The sequence below is a fragment of the Kribbella sp. VKM Ac-2568 genome (assembly GCF_004345365.1).
GTDB lineage: Bacteria > Actinomycetota > Actinomycetes > Propionibacteriales > Kribbellaceae > Kribbella > Kribbella orskensis.
On sequence record NZ_SLVF01000007.1, the window covers coordinates 217434 to 237295 of the forward strand.

Annotated in this window: 15 protein-coding genes; 7 read left to right on the forward strand and 8 right to left on the reverse strand. The window is 68.8% G+C overall.

The window, feature by feature from the left end:
• Positions 1–90 precede the first annotated feature (90 nt).
• Entirely contained in the window at positions 91–1506 is a 1416-nt protein-coding gene (locus EV648_RS21850; protein WP_132294733.1) for a HAMP domain-containing sensor histidine kinase, read from the reverse strand.
• A 2-nt stretch (positions 1507–1508) separates the two neighbouring features.
• Positions 1509–2192: a response regulator transcription factor gene (locus tag EV648_RS21855; protein ID WP_132294736.1), complete on the reverse strand. Its 684-nt coding sequence runs from the start codon at positions 2190–2192 to the stop codon at positions 1509–1511.
• A gap of 168 nt (positions 2193–2360) precedes the next feature.
• Here EV648_RS21855 and EV648_RS21860 point away from each other — a divergent pair, with 168 nt between their 5' ends.
• From EV648_RS21860 to EV648_RS21880, 5 genes are read left to right on the forward strand one after another with little or no spacing between them, the layout of a single operon-like run.
• Positions 2361–4163 (forward strand): ABC transporter substrate-binding protein, encoded by a 1803-nt coding sequence (locus EV648_RS21860; RefSeq protein WP_132294739.1) that lies wholly within the window; start codon positions 2361–2363, stop codon positions 4161–4163.
• Positions 4164–4166: 3 nt separating this feature from the next.
• On the forward strand, positions 4167–5147 hold the full coding sequence (locus EV648_RS21865) for an ABC transporter ATP-binding protein (protein ID WP_132294742.1): 981 nt from the start codon (positions 4167–4169) through the stop codon (positions 5145–5147).
• Positions 5144–6193 (forward strand): ABC transporter ATP-binding protein, encoded by a 1050-nt coding sequence (locus EV648_RS21870; RefSeq protein WP_132294745.1) that lies wholly within the window; start codon positions 5144–5146, stop codon positions 6191–6193. The genes EV648_RS21865 and EV648_RS21870 overlap by 4 nt, the downstream gene beginning before the upstream one ends.
• On the forward strand, positions 6190–7113 hold the full coding sequence (locus EV648_RS21875; RefSeq protein WP_241995463.1) for an ABC transporter permease: 924 nt from the start codon (positions 6190–6192) through the stop codon (positions 7111–7113). The genes EV648_RS21870 and EV648_RS21875 overlap by 4 nt, the downstream gene beginning before the upstream one ends.
• Positions 7114–7126: 13 nt before the next feature.
• Positions 7127–8086 (forward strand): ABC transporter permease, encoded by a 960-nt coding sequence (locus tag EV648_RS21880; RefSeq protein ID WP_132294748.1) that lies wholly within the window; start codon positions 7127–7129, stop codon positions 8084–8086.
• A gap of 133 nt (positions 8087–8219) precedes the next feature.
• Here the strand turns inward: EV648_RS21880 and EV648_RS21885 are convergent, their stop codons facing one another.
• Positions 8220–9134: an AraC family transcriptional regulator gene (locus EV648_RS21885; RefSeq protein WP_132294751.1), complete on the reverse strand. Its 915-nt coding sequence runs from the start codon at positions 9132–9134 to the stop codon at positions 8220–8222.
• 108 nt (positions 9135–9242) lie between these two features.
• Between EV648_RS21885 and EV648_RS21890 the strand changes: the two genes are divergently transcribed.
• Positions 9243–10262, forward strand: a complete 1020-nt coding sequence (locus EV648_RS21890) for an aldo/keto reductase (RefSeq protein WP_132294754.1) — start codon at positions 9243–9245, stop codon at positions 10260–10262.
• Between the two features lie 130 nt (positions 10263–10392).
• Entirely contained in the window at positions 10393–11754 is a 1362-nt protein-coding gene (locus EV648_RS21895; RefSeq protein ID WP_132294757.1) for an FAD-binding oxidoreductase, read from the forward strand.
• Positions 11755–11811: 57 nt separating this feature from the next.
• Here the strand turns inward: EV648_RS21895 and EV648_RS21900 are convergent, their stop codons facing one another.
• The 5 genes from EV648_RS21900 to EV648_RS21920 form a co-directional block, all read right to left on the reverse strand.
• On the reverse strand, positions 11812–14415 hold the full coding sequence (locus EV648_RS21900; protein ID WP_132294760.1) for a LuxR family transcriptional regulator: 2604 nt from the start codon (positions 14413–14415) through the stop codon (positions 11812–11814).
• A gap of 386 nt (positions 14416–14801) precedes the next feature.
• Positions 14802–15215: an SgcJ/EcaC family oxidoreductase gene (locus EV648_RS21905; RefSeq protein ID WP_132294763.1), complete on the reverse strand. Its 414-nt coding sequence runs from the start codon at positions 15213–15215 to the stop codon at positions 14802–14804.
• 186 nt (positions 15216–15401) lie between these two features.
• Positions 15402–16400 (reverse strand): sigma-70 family RNA polymerase sigma factor, encoded by a 999-nt coding sequence (locus EV648_RS21910; RefSeq protein WP_132294766.1) that lies wholly within the window; start codon positions 16398–16400, stop codon positions 15402–15404.
• Complete coding sequence (locus tag EV648_RS21915) at positions 16391–16615, reverse strand: hypothetical protein (RefSeq protein WP_132294769.1); 225 nt, start codon at positions 16613–16615, stop codon at positions 16391–16393. Before EV648_RS21915 ends, EV648_RS21910 begins: the two co-directional genes overlap by 10 nt.
• A gap of 269 nt (positions 16616–16884) precedes the next feature.
• A complete protein-coding gene (locus EV648_RS21920; RefSeq protein WP_132294772.1) occupies positions 16885–19719 on the reverse strand; it encodes a BTAD domain-containing putative transcriptional regulator in 2835 nt (944 codons plus the stop codon).
• Positions 19720–19862: the final 143 nt, after the last annotated feature.

Below are 19862 nucleotides of genomic sequence, written 5' to 3' on the forward strand. Positions count from 1 at the left end.
AAGTAGCCATGCCCCAAGAGTAGATCCGGCCCCAAGGGCACGTCAGGTGATTTTCCGGCCGACCGCCGGTCAGCCCGTGCCGAGGCGGGCTCAGCGGGACTTGGTGGGGAGTTCGACGATGAAGCGGGCGCCGCCCTCGGGGCGGTCCTCGACCATGATCAGGCCGTGGTGCCACTCGACGTGCCGGGCGACGATCGCCAGGCCGAGGCCGATCCCCCGGCTCTGGCCGTCGCCGCCACCCCGGCCGAACCGCTCGAAGATCCGCTCCCGGTCGGCCTCGGGGATCCCCGGGCCCGCGTCGTCGACGTACACGATGACTCCGCGGCCGCCGGCCCGGACACTGACGCCCTTGCAGCCGCCGGCGTGGACCTCGGCGTTCTCGACCAGGTTCGCGATCACCCGTTCGAGCCGTCGCTTGTCGGCCTCCATGGTCAGGTCGGCCGCGTCCTCGGCGACGTCCGTGATCGACCGGCCGGCGGTCGCGTCCGCGGCGGCCCGGACCAGGTCGGCGATCCGGACCGTCTCCCGCAGGCCCTGGTCGCCGCCGTCGTCACGGGAGATCTCGAGCAGGTCGATCACCAGCCGGCGGAACCGGTCCAGGTCGTCGCCGAGCAACTCGACCGGTTCTCGCACCACCGGCGGCAGTTCGGTCCGGTGGTTCTGGATCAACTGCATCGAGTTCATCATCGTCATCAGCGGCGTCCGCAACTCGTGGCTGATGTCCCCGGCGAACCGGGCATCGGCCACCACCCGCTGCTCGAGGGCCGCGGCGGTCTGGTTGAACGACCGCGCCAGACCACCCAGATCCGGGTCGTTCTCGGCCTGCAACCTGGCATCGAGCCGGCCACGAGCGACGGCCGCCGCGACCTGGGTCAGCTCGGCCAACGGCCGCAAGGCCAGCGTGCTGGCGAACCTGCCGACGGCCAGGCCGAGCAGCGCGGTCACGAGGGCGGCGAAAATGAGGGTGATCTTCAGCGTCCGCAGGGTGTTGTCGAGACCGGTCAGCGGATGCCACTCGAAGAAAGCCTCACCGGACCGGGGCAGCGGCACTCCGACCGCCAGCACCTGCTGACCCCCCACCTCGATCCGGCGGTTCACCACGGTCCCGGACTTGGCTGTGTTCACCATGTCGGCCGGTAGATCGGCCGGCTGGCCGGCCGCGGAGTACCAACGGCCGTTGAAGAACAGCAGCGAGGCGGCGGAGTCGGTCGTGGGCAGCCCGTCGAGAAGTGCCATCACGTCCGGGGCCTGCCGCGGGATCGGGACGGTGGTGCACTCGCCGGGGTTGTTGCGGCTGGGCCGGCAGGGCGGCGCGGCCTCGAAGAGGCCGAAATGCAGGGCCGCCGCGTTGTCGGCTGTCTCCACGATCGCCGACGAGACCCGCTGCCCGGTGAGATAGTCCGACACCACATGGAAGGTGACGAGTGCCAGGGCGCCCGACAGCCCCAGGGCGAGCAGCCCGTAGGCCAGCATCACCCGATCCCGCAGGCCGAACCGTCGCCGCAACGTCAGTTCACCAGTCGGTACCCGAGGCCTCGGGCGGTGACGAGGTGCTTGGGGGTGGCCGGGTCGTGCTCGATCTTCAGCCGCAACCGGCGGATGTGGACGTCGACGATCCGGCTGTCGCCGAAGTAACCGTAGCCCCAGACCTGGGAGAGCAGTTGCTCGCGGCTGCACACCTTGCCCTCGGCGCACGCGAGCTCGGCGAGCAGCTTGAACTCGGTCCGGGTCAGCGGCAGCACCTCGCCGTCGCGGACCACCTCGGCGGCCCCCACGTCGATCTCCAGGTCGCCGACGACGTACAGGTCGGAGGTCCGGGTGCTCGCCGGCTCCACCCGCCGGAGCAGGGCCCGGATCCGGGCCGAGAGCTCCTTGGCCACCAGGGGTTTCGTCACGTAGTCGTCCGCGCCGGCCTCCAGCCCCGCGACCACGTCGTGGCTGTCGGTCCGGGCCGTCACCATGATCACCGGGACGTCGCTGTTCCGGCGGATCTCCCGGCAGACGGTGAATCCGTCCCGGTCCGGCAGCATCAGGTCCAGCAGGACCACGTCGGGCGGCTCCCGGCGGAGGGCTGCCAGTGCGTCGAACCCGTTCGCCGCCTCGGAGATCTGGTAGCCCTCGTCCTCGAGGGCGAGCCGAAGGACTCTCCGGATCCGCGGTTCGTCGTCCACCAACAGCAAGCTATGCGCCACTGCCCAAGTGTTGCTCGCGAAAACGCGAACGAAAGGGTGACATCTGTCATGACTTCGACATCTGCCCGCGCGGCCCCGATGACAAGGGTTTGACACTTCCGTGAACCACCCCCGGATTCTGGCCGGCCGACCCTACGTTCGGCCTCATCGAGTTTCCGAGGAGGACCAATGGCCAGTTCCACCAGACGCTTCGCGACCGCGACCATAGTTGCCGTCGTGGGTCTCACGCTGGCAGCCTGCAACGCCGGCAACAACGGCACCGTCGGCGCGGCGGGCGGGGGTACGACCGGCAACCCGGTCGCGGGCGGCACCCTGAACATGCTCGGGGCGGGTGACGTCGACTACATGGATCCGAACATCAGCTACTACTCCGTCGGCTACCTGAACATGCGGATGTGGAGCCGTCAGCTGTTCACCTACCCGGCCGAGCCGGGCGGCAAGAACACCGCGCCGGTGGCGGACCTGGCCACCACGATCCCGACCGCGGCCAACGGCGGGATCAGCGCGGACGGCAAGACCTACACGATCCACCTCCGGCCCGGCGCGCAGTGGAACACCTCCCCGGCCCGCCAGGTCACCGCCGCCGACATGGTGCTCGGTGTGAAGCGGACCGCGAACCCGGTGCAGCCGTTCGGCGGCATCCCGGACTTCGCGAACCTGATCGTCGGTTACAAGGCGTTCGCGGACGGTTTCACCAAGGTGGCGAAGACGCCGGCCGCGATCGCGGACTACATCAACAAGACGTCGCTGCCGGGCGTGGTCGCCAAGGACCAGACGACGGTGGTCTTCAAGCTCACCCAGCCGGCCACCTACTTCGTCGACATGCTGACGCTGTCGGCCTTCTCGCCGGCTCCGGTCGAGGTGCTCAAGTACCTGCCGGCCAGCACCGAACTCGGCAACCACTTCCCCTCCGACGGCCCGTACAAGGTGGACTCCTGGGTGCCGACGAAGTCGGTCAACTACTCGCGGAACCCGGCCTGGAACGCCTCCACCGACCCGGTCCGCAAGGCCTACGTGGACAAGATCGTGGTGAACGAGACGACCAGCCAGGACTCGGTCCAGCAGCAGTTGCAGACCGGTACGCCGAGCGCCGACCTCGAGTGGGACGTCGCGCCGCCGCCGTCGCAGATCCCCGCGCTACAGGCGAAGAAGGACCCGAACCTGAACCTGGGCGACACGGCGAGCAGCAACCCGTACGTCGTCTACAACACGGCCTCGCCGAACAACAACAAGGCGCTGGCCAACCCCAAGGTCCGCCAGGCGCTCAGCTTCGCGATCAACCGTGACCACATCCTGCAGGTGCTCGGCGGCCCGACGCTCAACCCGCCGCTGACGCACGTGCTGCCGGACGTGATCGTCGGCTCGAAGCAGATCGACCCGTACCCCTACAACCCGGACAAGGCCAAGCAACTGCTCGCCGAGGCCGGCTTCCCGCACCTGACGTTGAAGTTCCTGTACCGCAACGCCACCGAGGGAAGCAGCAAGTCCTTCCAGACGATCCAACAGGACCTGTCGAAGGTGGGCATCACCGTCGTCGGCGTACCGTCGCCCAACGCGGACTTCTACGTGAAGTACCTGCAGGTGCCGAGCGTCGCGCAGCGCGGCGTCTGGGACGTCTCGCTGGCCGGCTGGGGAGCCGACTGGTACGGCAACGCGGCCGTGTCCTTCTTCAACCCGCTGTTCTCGGGTGAGCCGTCCTTCCCGCCGGTGGGCAGCAACTTCGGCCTCTACAACAGCCCGGCGGCCAACGCCCTGATCGCTCAGGCGGTCGCGGCACCGACAACCGACGCGGCGGCCACACTGTGGGCCAAGGCGGACGCCCAGGTGATGGCGGACGCGGCGTTCTACCCGCTCACCAACAACAAGCAGGCGAACTACCACGCCGAGCAGGTGAACAACGCGGTCTACGTCCCGTCGCTGCAGAACTTCGACCCGACGAACGTCTGGCTGACCAAGGACAAGCAGGGCTGATCGATGGCTTTGCTGGAAGTCCAGGACCTTCGGGTCTCGTTCGACACCCCGGACGGCACCGTCCGCGCCGTCCGGGGGCTGTCCTTCAGCGTGGACCGCGGCCAGACCCTGGCCGTGGTCGGCGAGTCCGGTTCGGGCAAGAGCGTCGCCACCCAGACCATCACCGGTCTGACCCGCGGCGCGCAGATCTCCGGTACGGCGTACTTCGAGGGCACCGACCTGATCAGCGCGGACGCCGCGACGTTGCGGCGGTTGCGCGGCGCCGAGATCGGGATGATCTTCCAGGACCCGCTGTCCAGCCTGCACCCGCACTACCGGATCGGCTGGCAGATCGTCGAGATGATCCAGGCGCACGACCACGAGATCTCCAAGCGGGCGGCCCGCCGCCGGGCCGCCGACCTGCTCACGCTGGTCGGCATCCCGCGGGCGGCGGAGCGGATCGACGACTACCCGCACCAGTTCTCCGGCGGGATGCGGCAGCGGGTGATGATCGCGATGGCGATGGCACTCGACCCGGCGCTGCTGATCGCGGACGAGCCGACCACCGCGCTGGACGTGACGGTCCAGGCCCAGGTGCTGAACGTGATGCGGCGGCTGCAGGAGGAGTTCGGCACCGCGATCATCCTGATCACCCACGATCTCGGGGTGGTCGCGGAGATGTCGGACGAGGTGATCGTGATGTACGCGGGCGCGATGATGGAGCGGGCGCCGCGCCGGGACATCTTCTACCGCAACCATCACCCTTACACCCAAGGGCTGCTGGCCTCGTTGCCGGCGCAGAGCGGCAAGCGGCTGACCCCGATCGCGGGCAGCCCGCCGAGCCTGATCAACCTGCCGAAGGGCTGCCCGTTCGCGGCCCGGTGCCCGCACGTGTTCGACCGCTGCCGGGTGGAGACCCCGCCGGCGACCGACGTCCAGGGGGATCCACGGCACCAGTCGGCCTGCTGGCTGGACCACAACGTGACCGAGGCGGTGGCTTCATGACCGAGGCGCTGACACAACCCGTGACCCAACCCGTGACCCAACCGCTGTTGCGCGTGCGGGACGTCCGCAAGGAGTTCCCGACGCACGGCCGGGAGGTCGTCCGGGCGGTCGACGGAGTCTCGCTGGAGGTGCGCAAGGGCGAGACCCTCGGCCTGGTCGGCGAGACCGGCTGCGGCAAGTCGACCCTGGCCCGCTGCATCGCCCACCTGTACGACGTGACGTCGGGCTCGGTGGAGTTCGACGGGACCGAGCTGACCGGGTTGTCCCGCCGGGCGATGCGGCCGCTGCGCCGCGAGATCCAGATGATCTTCCAGGATCCGTACGGCTCGCTGAACCCGCGCCGCCGGGTGGGCTCCATCATCGGCGACCCGTTCGCCATCCACGGCATCTCCGCCGGGGCGGAGCGGAAGCGGAAGGTGCAGGACCTGATGGAGGTGGTCGGGCTCAACCCCGAGCACTACAACAGGTTTCCGGCCGAGTTCTCCGGCGGCCAGCGGCAGCGGATCGGGGTCGCCCGGGCGCTGGCGCTGCGGCCGAAGCTGGTCATCTGCGACGAGCCGGTGTCGGCCCTGGACGTGTCGATCCAGGCGCAGATCATCAACCTGCTCGCCGATCTGCAGAAGGAGTTCGACCTCACCTACGTGTTCATCTCGCACGACCTGTCGGTGGTCCGGCACGTGAGCGACCGAATCGCGGTGATGTACCTGGGCAAGCTGGTCGAGGTCGCGCCGACCGAGGAGTTGTTCCAGCAGACCCGCCATCCCTACACCCGTGCGCTGCTCTCGGCGCTCCCCGTCGCCGACCCGGACACCGCCGACAGCCGCGAGCAGATCATTCTCGCCGGTGACATCCCGTCGGCGACGAACCCGCCGCAGGGGTGCAGGTTCCACACCCGGTGCCCGAAGGCCCGGGCGACCTGCGCCGCCGCGGAACCCGGGCTCGACCCGGTGCTCGACGACGGCCCGGCACACCGGACCGCCTGCTTCTTCCCGTTGACGATCGGCGAGGACCTGTCGACCGCCGTACCGGATCTGAAGGCGTCGTGACCGCGTCCCTGGAGATGCTCGAGACGTCGGCGCCGGCGATCGAGGGGCGGAGCCCGTTCCTGCTGGCGTTCCGGCGGCTGCGCCGGGACAAGGTGGCGATGGTCTCGCTCGTGGTGATCGTGCTGATCGTGCTGATGGCGGTCTTCGCGCCGCTGTTCGCGACGATCACCGGACACCCGCCGAACGAGCAGTACCGCGACATCGGGCTGACGCCCGACGGTCTGCCGCGGGGTCCCAACGGGACGTTCTGGCTCGGCACCGACGATCTCGGCCGAGACGTGCTGGTCCGGATCGCCTACGGAGCAAGGGTTTCGCTGCTCGTCGGCGTCGCCGCGACCGCGATCACCGTTGCCGTCGGCATCGTGCTGGGACTGGCGGCCGGCTTCCTCGGCGGGGTGGTGGACACCATCCTGGCGCGGTTGATCGACGTGGTGCTGTCGGTGCCGTTCCTGCTGGTGGCGATCGCGCTGGTGTCGGTGACCGGGCCGAGCCTGTCGATCACCGTGCTGGTGATCGGGTTCTTCAGCTGGGCCTCGGTGGCCAGGATCGTCCGCGGCCAGGTGCTGTCGCTGCGCGAGCGCGAGTTCGTCGAGGCGGCGCGCTCGCTCGGCGCCGGGGACACCCGGATCATGTTCGTCGACGTGCTGCCGAACGTGCTCGCACCCGTGATCGTCTACACCACGCTGCTGATCCCGGTGGTGATCGTCACCCAGGCGACGTTGTCCTTCCTGGGACTCGGGCTGCCGCCACCCACCGCCGACTGGGGCGGCATGATCAGCGCCTCGCAGAACTACTACACCACCGCCTGGTGGTTCATCCTCTTCCCCGGTCTCGCGCTGCTGATCACGACGCTCGCCTTCAACCTGTTCGGCGACGGCGTCCGGGACGCGTTCGACCCGCGGGCGGACCGGCTCCGGTGAGGGAGGTTCCGACATGCTGGTATTCCTGATCCGCCGGATCGGCCACGGCATCCTGGTGCTCTGGCTGATCACCCTCGCCGTCTTCGGCCTGTTCTTCGTTGCCCCGAGCAACGTCGCGCAGTCGCTGGCCGGCCGGCAGGCGACCCCCGAGACGATCGCGCTGGTCAAGCACCGGCTGGGACTCGACCTGCCGATCTGGCGGCAGTACCTGAACTTCATCGAGAACGCCGCGCACGGCAACCTGGGGTTCGACTACTACCACCAGGTGCCGGTGACAACGATCATCGGGCAGGCGCTGCCGGTGACGGTGTCGCTCGCACTCGGCGCCGCCGTACTGTGGTTGCTCCTCGGGGTGTTCAACGGGGTGATCTCGGCGGTGCATCCGCGCTCGCTGGCCGATCGCGGTCTGACCCTGTTCTCGTTGTTCTTCTACTCGTTCCCGTCGTTCCTGCTCGGGCTGCTGTTGCTGTACTTCCTGTACTTCCGGCTGACCCTCGCCGGGTTTGAGTGGTTCCCGGCCGGCGGCTACACCGGAATCACCCAGGAGCTGGGGTCCTGGGTGCAGCATCTGATATTGCCGTGGCTCGCGCTCGCGCTGTTGCTGGCAGCGACGTACACGCGGTTGACCCGCGGGTCGATGCTCGACGTACTGGGCGAGGACTACATCCGGACCGCGCGGTCGAAGGGCATCCGGGAGAGCCGGGTGGTGGTGCGGCACGGTCTGCGGAGCGCGCTCACACCGGTGGTCACCCAGTTCGGGATCGACCTCGGCCAACTGGTCGGAGGTGTGGTCGTGATCGAGTCCGTGTTCAGCCTTCCCGGGTTGGGCAAGACCGCGGTGACGGCGATCAACCAGCAGGACCTTCCGGTGATCATCGGCATCGTGCTGTTCGCGTCCGCCGCCGTGGTCGTCGCGAACATCCTGGTCGACATCGTCTACGCCGTACTCGATCCGCGGGTGCGGTTGCACTAGACGGCCCCCGGGCCGCGGCACCGCGGTACCAGGGGGAGGCGCCCGAGCGGTCAGGCGCCCATATGAAAGTCAGCTCGTCCGCTGAGCTCGGGATGGGCCACGCTCAGCGGACGAGCTGGCGACGTCGTTCGGCTCAGCGGGGGAGCTGGCGGTACCGCGCGGGCGACTGGCCGGTGACCCGCTTGAAGGCGGCGCTGAACGCGCTCTCCGAGCCGTAGCCGAACTCGGTCGCCACGGAGTACACCGTGCGATCGGTGGACCGCAGCGCGCGTCCGGCGGCCTGGATCCGCCAGCGGGCCAGGTAATCCAGCGGCGGCAGGCCGACGAGGTTCTTGAACCGCAGGGCGAAGCTGCTCCGGGACATGCCGACCTGCTCCGCGAGCTCGGCGACGGTCCAGCGGTGCGAGGCCTTCCGGTGGATCAGGTCCAGCGCCGTCCCGATGCTCTCGTCCGCCAGCGCGCCGAGCCAGCCCGTCGGACTGTCGCCGGACTCGATCATCGCCCGCAGCGCCTGCACGAAGAGCACCTTGGTGAGCTGCTCGCGCACGTTCATCGAGCCCGGTGAATCGTGCAAGGACTCCTCGCCGAGAAGTTCGAGCAGCGGACGCAGCGCTTTCGCAGTACGGGTGTCTGCGCTGATCCGCACACTGGTCGGCAGGTGGTCCAGCAGCAGCGCCGCGGTGGTTTCGTCGAAGCGAACGGCGCCACCGACGATGACAGTCCGGTCGGGATCGTCGGGGGTGGTGTTGTAGTAGACGGTCTTGGGATAGACCTCCTCGAAGACCGCGTGGCCGTCGACGGGCTCGAGCGTCAGGTCCGAGGCCGTGCCGAACTTCCGCGCGCTGGCGAGCAGGTAGCAGTCACCTGTTGTCAGCAGCAACGGTTCGGCGCCGTCCGCGGTGATCCAGCACTGCCCGGCCAAGATCGCGCCCACCTTGATGTGCTGGAACTCCAGGAACTGCAGCGACCAGTCGCCGCCCGCCTCGAACCGCGACGGCAGGGCGGCCTCGACGTTGAGCAGGGTCAGCATCTCGGACAGCGGATCCATCCGGTTCTCACCTCCGGGACGATCGAGCAACTAGTCAGGACTTCCGCTCATGGAGTATCGCCGATCGCGTTCCTAGGTTGGAGGCAAGGTCACCACGAAAGGACATCGATGAAATTCGCTCAGCTCGGCGCGACCGGTCTCTACGTCTCGAGGATCTCCCTGGGAGCCATGACGTTCGGCGGCGCCGGCACCCAGCCCTGGGACACCGTCGGGGCCCTCGACCAGGCGGCCGCGGACACCCTCGTCGGTACCGCGCTGGACCACGGCGTCAACCTGATCGACACCGCGGACATGTACGCCGCCGGCGAGTCGGAGGAGATCCTCGGCCGGAGCGTGAAGTCCCGCCGCGACGAGGTGCTGCTGGCCACCAAGCTGGCCGCCCGGATGGGCCCGGGCCCGAACGAGGTCGGCCTGTCCCGGCATCACGTGATGAACTCGATCGAGAACAGCCTGCGACGGCTCGGCACCGACCACATCGACCTCTACCAGATCCACAACTTCGACCCGGTGACGCCGATCGAGGAGACCTTGCGCGCGCTCGACGACGCAGTACGGCAGGGCAAGGTGCGGTACCTCGGCGCGTCCAACCTCGCCGCTTGGCAGCTCGCCAGGGCGCTGGGCAAGTCCGACCGGTTCGGGCTCTCGCGGTTCGTCGCGTCGCAGTCGTACTACTCGCTGGCCGGCCGTGACATCGAAGCCGAGCTGGTGCCGTTGCTGACCGCGGAGAACGTCGGGCTGCTCGTCTGGAGTCCCCTGGCAGCCGGCTTCCTGTCCGGAAAGTTCGATCGGAACGGGTCCACCGACAGCGACGCCCGCCGGGCCAACGCCGAATTCCCGCCGGTCGAGCTGGAGCGGACCTACGACATCATCGACGTACTGAGGAAGGTTGCCGAGCGCCGCGACGCCACCGTCGCGCAGACGGCACTGGCGTGGGTGCTCGCCCAGCCCGCGGTGACCAGCGTGATCGTCGGGGGCAAGCGGCCCGACCAGCTCACCGCCAACCTGGCCGCGGCGGACCTCGAGCTGACCGCCGAGGACCTGGCCGCGCTGGACGAGGTCAGCCGTACTCCGCTGAGGTACCCCGCGTGGCTCCAGGCCGACCAGAGCTGGCGTCACCCGGCTGCCTGATGTGGGTGGGTGGTTGCTAGATCTAGGTAGCTTTTGCCGATGAGCAGGGTGCGCTGGGCGCCGTACAAAAGAATCGCCGGTTCCTCGAGGGACCGGGTTTCACACGATTCTTTTCCCAGGGGGACAACGAATGACGCTCACACCTCAGTTGCTCGAGGTACTCCGGACGCACATCGCGGGCCGGGTCGTCGGGGCCGACGACCCGGCGTGGGACTTGGAGCGGGGTGCGTGGCATCTGCTCGCGGACCAGCGGCCTGCGGCCGTAGTACACGTCACCGGCGCGGACGACATCGCGGCCACGATCCGCTTCGCCCGCCGGCACGAGCTGGCGGTCTCCGCTCAGCCGGTCGGTCACGGCGCCTCGCCGGCGGTGAACGGGACGATCCTGCTCCGCACCGGCGGGCTCACCGCGATCGACGTCGACATCGCCTCAGGGGTGGTGCGGGTCGAGGCGGGCGTTCGCTGGCGTGACCTGAACGACGCGCTGACCGGGACCGGGCTGACCAGCCTGCCGGGCAGTTCCGGTGACACGACCGTGGTCGGGTACACCCTCGGCGGTGGGCTGAGCTGGTTCGGCCGGAAGTACGGGCAGGCCGCGAACACGGTGCGGTCGTTCGAGCTGGTCAACGCGCGGGGCGACTTCCAGCGGGTCACCCACGAGTCCGACCCGGAGCTGTTCTGGGCGCTGCGTGGCGGTGGTGGCGAGTTCGGCATCATCGTCGCGATGGAGCTGGAGTTGCGGCTCGCGCCGGAGATCCAGGGCGGCCGGATGCTGTGGTCGATCGAGCACGCGCGCGACGTACTGCGGGCGTTCGCCGACGTCACCGCGACCGCGCCCGACGAGCTGACGCTGTGGGCCTGGTTGCTGAACCTGCCGGACGTGCCGTTCGTGCCCGAGCCCTTGCGGGGCAGGTGGGTCGCGGCTGTCGACTCGACGTTCCTCGGGTCCGAGGAGGACAGCGAGAAGCTGCTCGCGCCGCTGCGTGCGGTGGCGGAGCCGATCGCCGATACCGTCGCGAGGGTTCCGCTGAGTGAGCTGGGGTCGATCGCGCAGGAGCCGGATGAGCCGGTGCCGGGGCTGCTCAAGACGGTGCTGCTGTCCGGGTTCGACTCCGACGCGATCGACTCGCTGCTCGAGGTCGCCGCCCCGGGTACGCCGTCGCCGCTGTTCGCCTTCGAGGTCCGGCACTTCGGCGGTGCGCTGGCTCGCCCGGACGCATCTCAGGGGGTCGCCGGGGTGATCGAGGAGCCTTACTTCCTGCTCTTCGGCGGTTTCGTCGCAGGTCCGGGCATGGCGGAGGTGATCGAGGCAGCCATCGAGGGCGTCGAGGCGAAGATGTCGCCCTGGATCACTGGCCACAACACCCCGAACTTCAGCACCACCGAGCCGTTGACCGCCCTGTACTCCGCAGACTCCCTCGCCCGCCTAGGCGCGATCAAGCACCGGGTCGACCCTCACGCCACCATCCGAGGCAATCGCCCGATCGCCTAGTTCCCTCCCCCACCCCGCCGCCATCCCGTACTCACGGGGAGGCGGCGGGCCTCGTTCTCAGGCCGATTGGCGGGAGTCTTCGGTTAGGTCGAGGGTTTTGGCGATGGTGGCTGCTTCTCGGCGGGTGCGGGCGTCGAGGCGGGACAGGATGGCCGAGACGTGGTGGTCGACCGTGCGCACCGACACGACCAGCTTCTCCGCGATCTCCGCGTTGGTGTGGCCCTCGACCAGGAGGCGCAGTACGTCGACCTGGCGATCGGTGAGACCGGCCGGGTTGTTCCTGGACCGCGCTTGGCTGCCGCGGGGGATGCGGCTCACGCCGAGCTCCCTGAGCTGCCGGCGTACCAGCGAGGCGGCCGGTGCCGCGCCCAGGTTGAGCAGGATCTGGAGCGCCTGCAACGTCGGTTCGCGCTCCCCCGAACCCGCCATCGCCAGCGCCTGCTCGTACGGCGTGTCCTCCCAGGCGTCGGCGTACTCCAACCCAGTGCACCCCCGACCGCCCTTCCCCAACGCGTCAGACCAGTCGGCCGTGGCATCGGCGAGGGTGAGATACCGGCAGAGTTCGCGATACGCCGGGGCCGTCAGCACCTCATCGCCCAGATCATCGCGAACGACTTCCGCGAGAGCGGCCCGATCGTTCAACCAAGCCCACTCGACGTACGCCGTCGCGGCATAAGCCAGGCCGAGCACCGACCGCTGACGCCGAGACCGCTCCCACGCATCGGCAAGCAACTCCTCCGCCGCGGCATCACCCCGACGAGCAAGAACGCGGCCGAGGCTGGAGGCGCTGAGCACCGACAGCATGCCCGGCTCCTCCACGGTGTCGATCAACCACCGCAGGTGTTCCTCCGCGGCCGCCAGGTCTCCTCGGCGCATGGTCAGCAACCCGCGATGGGTCTCCAGGTTGTACGTGTGCGAGCCGAACCCACGCTCCCGGGTGAACTCGAGGCCGGCCGAGATCGTCTCGTCCAGCTCATCCCACCGACGAGCGCGGTACAGCATCTCGACGAGGTTGGTGTACCCGCGGGCGACGGCTTCGAAGTCCCCGGTGGCCAGCGCGGCGTCGATGCTGATCCGCAGGTTCTCCAACCCGCCGGGCCGGTCCAGGTCGCAGTACGCCAGACCGAGATAGTTCAGGCAGAGTGCGGCCAGATCAGTACGCCCGGCCTGCTGGGCGAGACCGTGCGCCTGCTCCAGCGCCGGGATCGCCTCCTCGGCAGCCCCGGTCAGGACCAGCAGCATGCCGCGACAGCCGATCGCGGCCGGCAGAACCTCATCGTTGCCTTGGGCAACTTCCAGTGCGCGGCCGACCGCAGCCAGCGCTGCATCCGTCTCACCGGCCAGATAGCAGTGCCTCGCCAGCTGGAGCAACGTCTCAGCCCAGGGCATCGGATCACCCAGCTGCTCGAACAGCTCGACGGCATCCCGGCACCGCTCGACCGCTTCGGGAAACCTGTGGGCGATGTGCAGCTCCCACGCGTACCCCGCCAGCACCTCAGCCCTCGCGGCGGGCGGCAGGCGGTCGCAGTACGGGAAGACTGCTTCGTACTGCGCCAGCGCCTGGCGGTGGGAGCCGGCGCGGGTGGCTTGCCGTGCTGCGCGCGGCGCGTACTCCACGATGGTCGCGATGTCGCCCGCGCCGACGGCGTGATGCACGAGGGCGCAGAGCTCGCGGTCGACGTCGCAGCCGAGGATCAGCCGCACGATGGTCGCGTTCAGCTCTCGCCGGCGGATCGCGGGGAGCGACTCCTCGATCGCCCGCCGTGCAAGCTCGTGCCGGAAGCGGACGCCTTGCTCGTCGGTCTCCAGCACGCCGCGCTGCTCGGCCCGGGCGAGAGCCTCGATCCGACCGCCGACCAGCGTCCCGATGTGCTCGAGGTCGACCGGCGTGGGGACGACGGAGAGTTGCTCCACCACGGCCACGCTCTCGGGATCCAGGGTGTGCAGCCGGGCGAGCGTCGCGTCGACCACTGTCACCGGTACTGCGTCCGCGGGACCGGCGAGCGCCTCGGTCAGATAGAACGGGTTGCCTCCGGTCAGCCGGTACAACTCCTCGACATCCCGGCGGGTGCCGACCGCCATCACTCTGACGGCCTCGGCCGAGAGCGGCTTCAGGCCGACCCGGTGCACAGGCACATCCGTCAGCGAACCCAGCAGCGACCGCAGCGGGTGGCGCGGGTCGATCTCGTCGGCTCGATAGGTCAGAACCAGTACTGCGCGGAGACGCTGCAGCCGGCGAGCGAGGTACCGCAGGAGATCCAACGTGGCGTCATCAGCCCAGTGCACGTCCTCGACCACCAGGACAGTCGGCTGGGCTCCGTCGAACTCGGCCACGATCGCCTCGAACAACCCATCCGTCGCCTCCGCCTGAAGCGCAGCCTCCAAAGGCCCCCCAGACCCCCGAACCGCATCCCGCAAAGGCTGCAAAGGCGGCGGCGCCAACATGTCATCACAAGCCCCCCGCAATACCCGAACCCCACCCCCCAGCCGAGCCACCACCTCCCGCACGACACTCGTCTTCCCGACCCCCGCCTCCCCGGTAACCAGCACCAGCGCCCCACTCTCACGCCGGGCCCCCTCAACCGCCCCCACCACTTCGGCGATCACCCGATCCCGCTCCACCAACCGCCCCACCACAACCCCCGATCCGAAAACCTCCACAAAACCCCACCCGACCCTTCCACTCCCCGCTGTGGGAACCGCTGTGCCCGCTCACGCCACCAGCCGGAGGTGGCTGTGTGCAGGTGGCGAACCACGGGCGGACGTTTCGGCAGGTGGTCCACCACAGCCCGGCGTACGGGAAGTTGAGTCGAACCAGGCAGGCGTTACCTACCTGCACATGCGCGCCTGCGATCGGCCGCCCCGCGAGGGTTGATCCACAGCAACCGTCCCTGCGTGCGCCAACCACAACCCCGCAGTACGCGATGTCGAGGAGCGCACTGAGCCCCATCCCGGCTGACAGGACGGGGCTCAGTCTGCTCAGCGCGAATCCGCGGGGCCTCGGTATCGAACGTCCCGGGGCTCACTTCGCGCTGCGCAGCCGCGGCTCACTGCCCAGGCGCCAGCACCGGGCTGTTGTGATAGGCGGCGATCAGCCACTGGCCGTCCCGCTTCTCGAAGACCCAGGTCGCGTTCACCTTACGTTGGTCGTCCGGAACCCCGGTCTCGCCGGCGAACAGGATGCCGGATTCGCTGATGACGATCGCGCCGTCCCTGCCGACGAAGCGGATGCTGAGCTGCTTGTTGTAGGTCGAGCTGCCCTTGAGTGGCCCCTCGAAGCCCAGGGCCATGTTCTTGCGGATCACGTCACGGCTGTCGCGGAGCGAGCCGGTCATGATGGCGGTCGCGTCCGCGGTGTAGTTGGCGACCATGCCGTCGGCGTCGCCAGCCTCCCACGCCTGGTAGGAATCAACCAGCACGGCCTGGATTGCCGCCACGTCTTCCGCACGACTGTTCGACATCGGATCTCCCTTGTGATCGGCTCGCCCGGGGTGTTCCGGCGAACTCGCCAATACATACCGGCGGCGGGTTCGAAACTCATCGCGCCCGCGGTCAAGAGATCTCGAGGCGTGCTCGACAGGGGAGAGGCTGCCGTAGCAGTCGCCGGGTGCCCTGCTGCCACTCGACCTGTCATCCCCCTCACCCGGCTACACACCACCCCCGCCGTTGACAAGGCCCTGGGCGTCGAGGCCGGCCGCCAGACCGAAAGACGCGAAGACCTCGGAATCCTGGAACACCGAATTCCGGCTGATGCCCTCGGCGGTGACGGTGAAGATCTGGAGCGTGTGCAGCTCGTATCCGCCACCGACGCGCCGATAGGCGGCGAATCCGGGCTGGCCGCCGTTGGCCGCGACCTCCTTGAGAAGCCAGTCCTTCCCGGCCGCCCCGAAGACCCACTCCATGAACAGGCCGTAGTTGCTGCGGCCGACGAACCAGTTGACCATCGGCGGCATCTCCATGAGCACGTCCTCGGTGAGCAGCCGCTTGAGACCCTCGACATCGGCCTGCTCGAACGCCTTCATGTAGCGATCGACCCAGGCGCGCTGCTCGGCTGCGGACGGCTCGCTGAGAGGTTCCTGGCGGACCCCGACTTCCTTCACCCGGGTACGTGCCCGCTGCAGGGAGCTGTTCACCGATGCGGCGGTAGTGCCGAGGATTTCCGCCGCCTCGGCCGCGGAGAAGCTGAGTACGTCACGCAGGATCAGCGCACCGCGCTGACGCGCCGACAGGTGCTGCAGAGCGGCGGCGAACGCCAAGCGCAGGCTGCTGCGGTCGATCACGGCCCTAGCCGGATCGCCCGCGTCCAGCAGCGAGTCCGGCAAGGGCTGAAGCCAGGCGTTCTCTCCCTGGACAAGCGGGCCGAGCGGGTCCGACGCGGCCACCAGCCCCGACGGCAGCGGTCGCCGGCCGCGAACCTCCAAGGCGGTCAGGCAGGCGTTCGTCGCGATCCGGTAGAGCCAGGTGCGCAGTGAGCTGCGAGTAGCGTCGTACTGCTCCCGCGCCCGCCACGCCCTCAGGTACGTGTCCTGGACCAAGTCCTCGGCGTCGTGAGCCGAGCCGAGCATCCGGTAGCAGTACGCCAACAGCTCCGTTCGGAACGGTTCGACCAGGCGATCGAAGCCGTCTTCTCTCCCTGTCACTCCCATGCCCCTTCTCTGCTCCCACCAAGACCGCCAAACCCGAGGGCAGCGACACCCATGGCGGGTTCCAGCAGGCGAGGCAGGACCATGGCGCCGCGCAGGTCCACGTGTACGTCGTAGTCGTGCGCGAGGCGCGTGGCCACGCGATTGACCGGGCGGATGCCCGCCTCGTCGACCCAGTGATCGGTCAAGGACACGGCCTCGACCGCCATGGCCGCCATCGCGGCACAGAGATCACGCAGGAAACCCCGGAGCCGCGTCACGGATCTCGATGACCGTGGGCTCACTCTCCACGGGGATGAGCAGTGCCTTCACCGGGCCGACTGTACCAAGACCTCCGATGCCCGCCGGCCGGGCGCCGACCCCGGGAACAACCACCCAAGGGGCCAATTTCGCGAAGCGTTGACACTACTTCCCGTACGCCGGGTTGTGGCTGACCTGCCCACGCCACGCGTGGGGCGGCCCCACCTCCCGTCCCCTGGGTTGTGGTTCAGGGGTCGAGGAGGGCTGTGGTTTGGGGGGAGGGGGTGGTGTTCAGCTCGTCGGCTAGCAGCGTGGTCAGGTGGTTGTACTGGCGGACTGCTTGGGCTCGGTTGCCGGTGGATAGGTGGAGCTTTATCAAGGCCTGGTGGGCTGTTTCCAGGAGGGGGTCGTGGGCTATGGCTCGTTCGTAGAGGGTGGCTGCGTCCTCTGGGTGGCCTGACCTGTAGTGGTGGTCGGCTAGGCGGAAGAGGGATTGTTCGAAGAGGTGGCGGAGGGATTGGCGGCGGGAATTGGCCCAGGTGGCGGAGAGGTCTGTCAGGTAATCGCCTTGGTAGAGGTCGATTACGCGCTGCAGGTCGCCGGCCGCCGCGGCTGACTCGAGGGCGGCTACGTCGTAGGTGTGGTCGAGGGTCTGGTTGAACTCGTATCGGCCCTTGCGGAAGGTGATCCAGTCGGATCGGCCGAGGGTGCGGCGTAGTTGGTGTAGGCAGCTGTGGAAGCTGTTGCGGAGTGAGGCGGCGGAGGCCTCGGGCCAGAGTTCCGCGCCGATCTGGTCCTTGCGGACGGGCCCTGAGCCCAGCAGGAAGTAGAAGAGTTCGCGCGGTTTCGCATACCCCCAGTCGCCGGCGTCCAGCAGAGTCTCGTTCCGCCGGACCTCGGACGTCCCGAGCGCCACGATGTGCAGCGGCTCCACCCGCGACTCCGCGATCCTCAGCGGCGAGGAGGTCCGCCGGCCGGTCGGTTGCGCTCCGAGCACCTCGTCCAGGCCGAGGATCTCCCCCTCGGTCCAATGCAGCCGGAACTCCTCAGCCGGCAACGCAGTACGAGCTGCCGCCGCGGTCTCGGAGACCTCAGACTGCTCGACCGCAGGCACCGGAGTACCGAGCTTCTCCCGGATCAACGCGGCATGACCCAACAGCCGGACAGCCCGCGGTACGTCGGGCCGCGCGAGGGCGGTCGCCGCCAGTGCCTCCAGGATGCTCGCCACGCGCCAGCGATTGCCGGAGTCGTTGTGCAGCTCGAGGCTCTCCCCGAGCAGCTGATCCGACTGGTCGAGATCACCGTCGCGCCGGGCTTCCTGGCCGAGGAGTTGCAGGCTCCACGCGAGGGTCGCGGTCTGGCTGTTCGCCTCACTCCGGCGCCGCGCTTCCGTCAGCAACGTGTGCGCCACAAGGCGATCGCCTCGGTAATGCGCGACGGCCCCGAGCAACATCGTCACCCAGCCGAGCCCTTCGCCATCGCCATCGCGCTCGTACCGGATACGAGCCTCCCGCGCCAGAACCTCGGCCCGATCGAGCTCACCGGCCAGCAGTTCCCGCATCCCCTGGAAGTCGAGCGCACGCGACAGCTTCGACTCATCCCCGAGCTCGCGCCACAGCTCCACGCAGCGCTCCCCCAGTCGCCGCGCCTCGGCGTAGTCACCTCTGCGCATGGCGACCCCACCGCGCCAGTTGAGCTCCATCGCTTCGCCGGAACGGTCTCCAGCTTCTCTATACGTTGTAAAGCCTTCTTGGAGCCGGGTCTCCGCCACCTCGGCATCACCCTGAAGATGAGCCAGCGTGCCAACGGCGACAAGGGCTTCCGCCCGCAACGCGGAGGGCAACTCGCCCGGCAGTCGCAGGACCTCCTCCAGCCACGTCCGCGGCTCGCCGTACCGGCCGAGGAGGTACGCGGCCCACCAGGTCCCGACCGCGACCCGCGCCGCCGACTCCACTTCGCCCTGCTCGATGAACCAGCGCAGCGCAGTACGGATGCTCTGCCGTTCCTGGACGAGCGTTTCGACCCACTCCTGCTGCTCGTCACCCGCGAGCTTCCCGGCCGCCTGTTCGACCAACGCGAGCATGTACTGCGCATGCCGCCGGGCCGGGCCAGAGTCACCACCGAGCTGATTCGCGGCGTACTGCCGAACGATCTGCAGCAGGCGATACCGGAGTACCTCGTCCCCCTGTTGCACCATCACCAGCGACCGGTTCACCAACCGCGACAACGACTGCAGCACGTCCGCATCGCCGAGGTCCGCCACCGCCTCCACAGCATCGACAGTGAACCCGGCCGGGAACACCGAGAGCTGGGCGAGCAAGTCGCGTTCAGGAGAAGACAGCAGATCCCAACTCCAGTCGAGCGCGCCGCGCAGCGTGCGATGCCGGGGCATGGCCTCCCGATCGCCGCCGGTCAGCACGCGGAGGCTGTCGTCCAGCCGATCGGCGATCTGGGCAGGCGAAAGCGCCGGCACCCAGGCGGCCGCGAGCTCGATCGCCAGCGGCACGCCGTCGAGCCGTTCACAGATCGACGCGATGTCGGCCGCGTTCCCCTCGGTCTGCTCGAAGGTGTACGACGCCGCCTGGGCACGTTCGACGAACAGCCGGGCGGACTCGGCACCCAGCGGCGGCACAGTGAAAACGACCTCGCCCGGATTCCCCAGCGCCTCCTGACTCGTCGCGAGCACCTTCAGCGGAGGGCAGGCACGCAGCAGCCGCCGGATCAACCGCGCCACCGGGTCCAGCAGATGCTCGCAGTTGTCGACCACGAGCAGCAGCGGGGCATCGGCGAGCTTGGCGGTCACCGCCTCTTCTGTTGCCTCAGGCAACCCAAGAGCATCCGCGACAGCCGGCAGCACGACCTCGGCGTCGGCGATCTCCGCCAGGCCGACCCAGCGGACGCCGCCGGAGTACAAAGGGCGCAGCCGATCGGCCAGCGTCAACGCCAGCCTGGTCTTTCCCCCGCCGCCTGGCCCCGTCAGCGTCACCAGCCGGTGCACACCGGCCAGCTCGGCCAGATCGACCAGCTCGGACTCCCGCCCGACGAAGCTGGACAACCGGACAGGCAGATCTCCCACCGCCATTGGCCCAGCCTAATCGGCCGCCCTCTCCCTGCGGCACCTGGAAACGACGGAAAAGGACTGGGCAGAAGCGGCCGGTAATTAGGCAGTGGTTACCGATGCCCGGCCACTGTCGGCGAAGGGACAGTGACAGCACCAACGAAGGC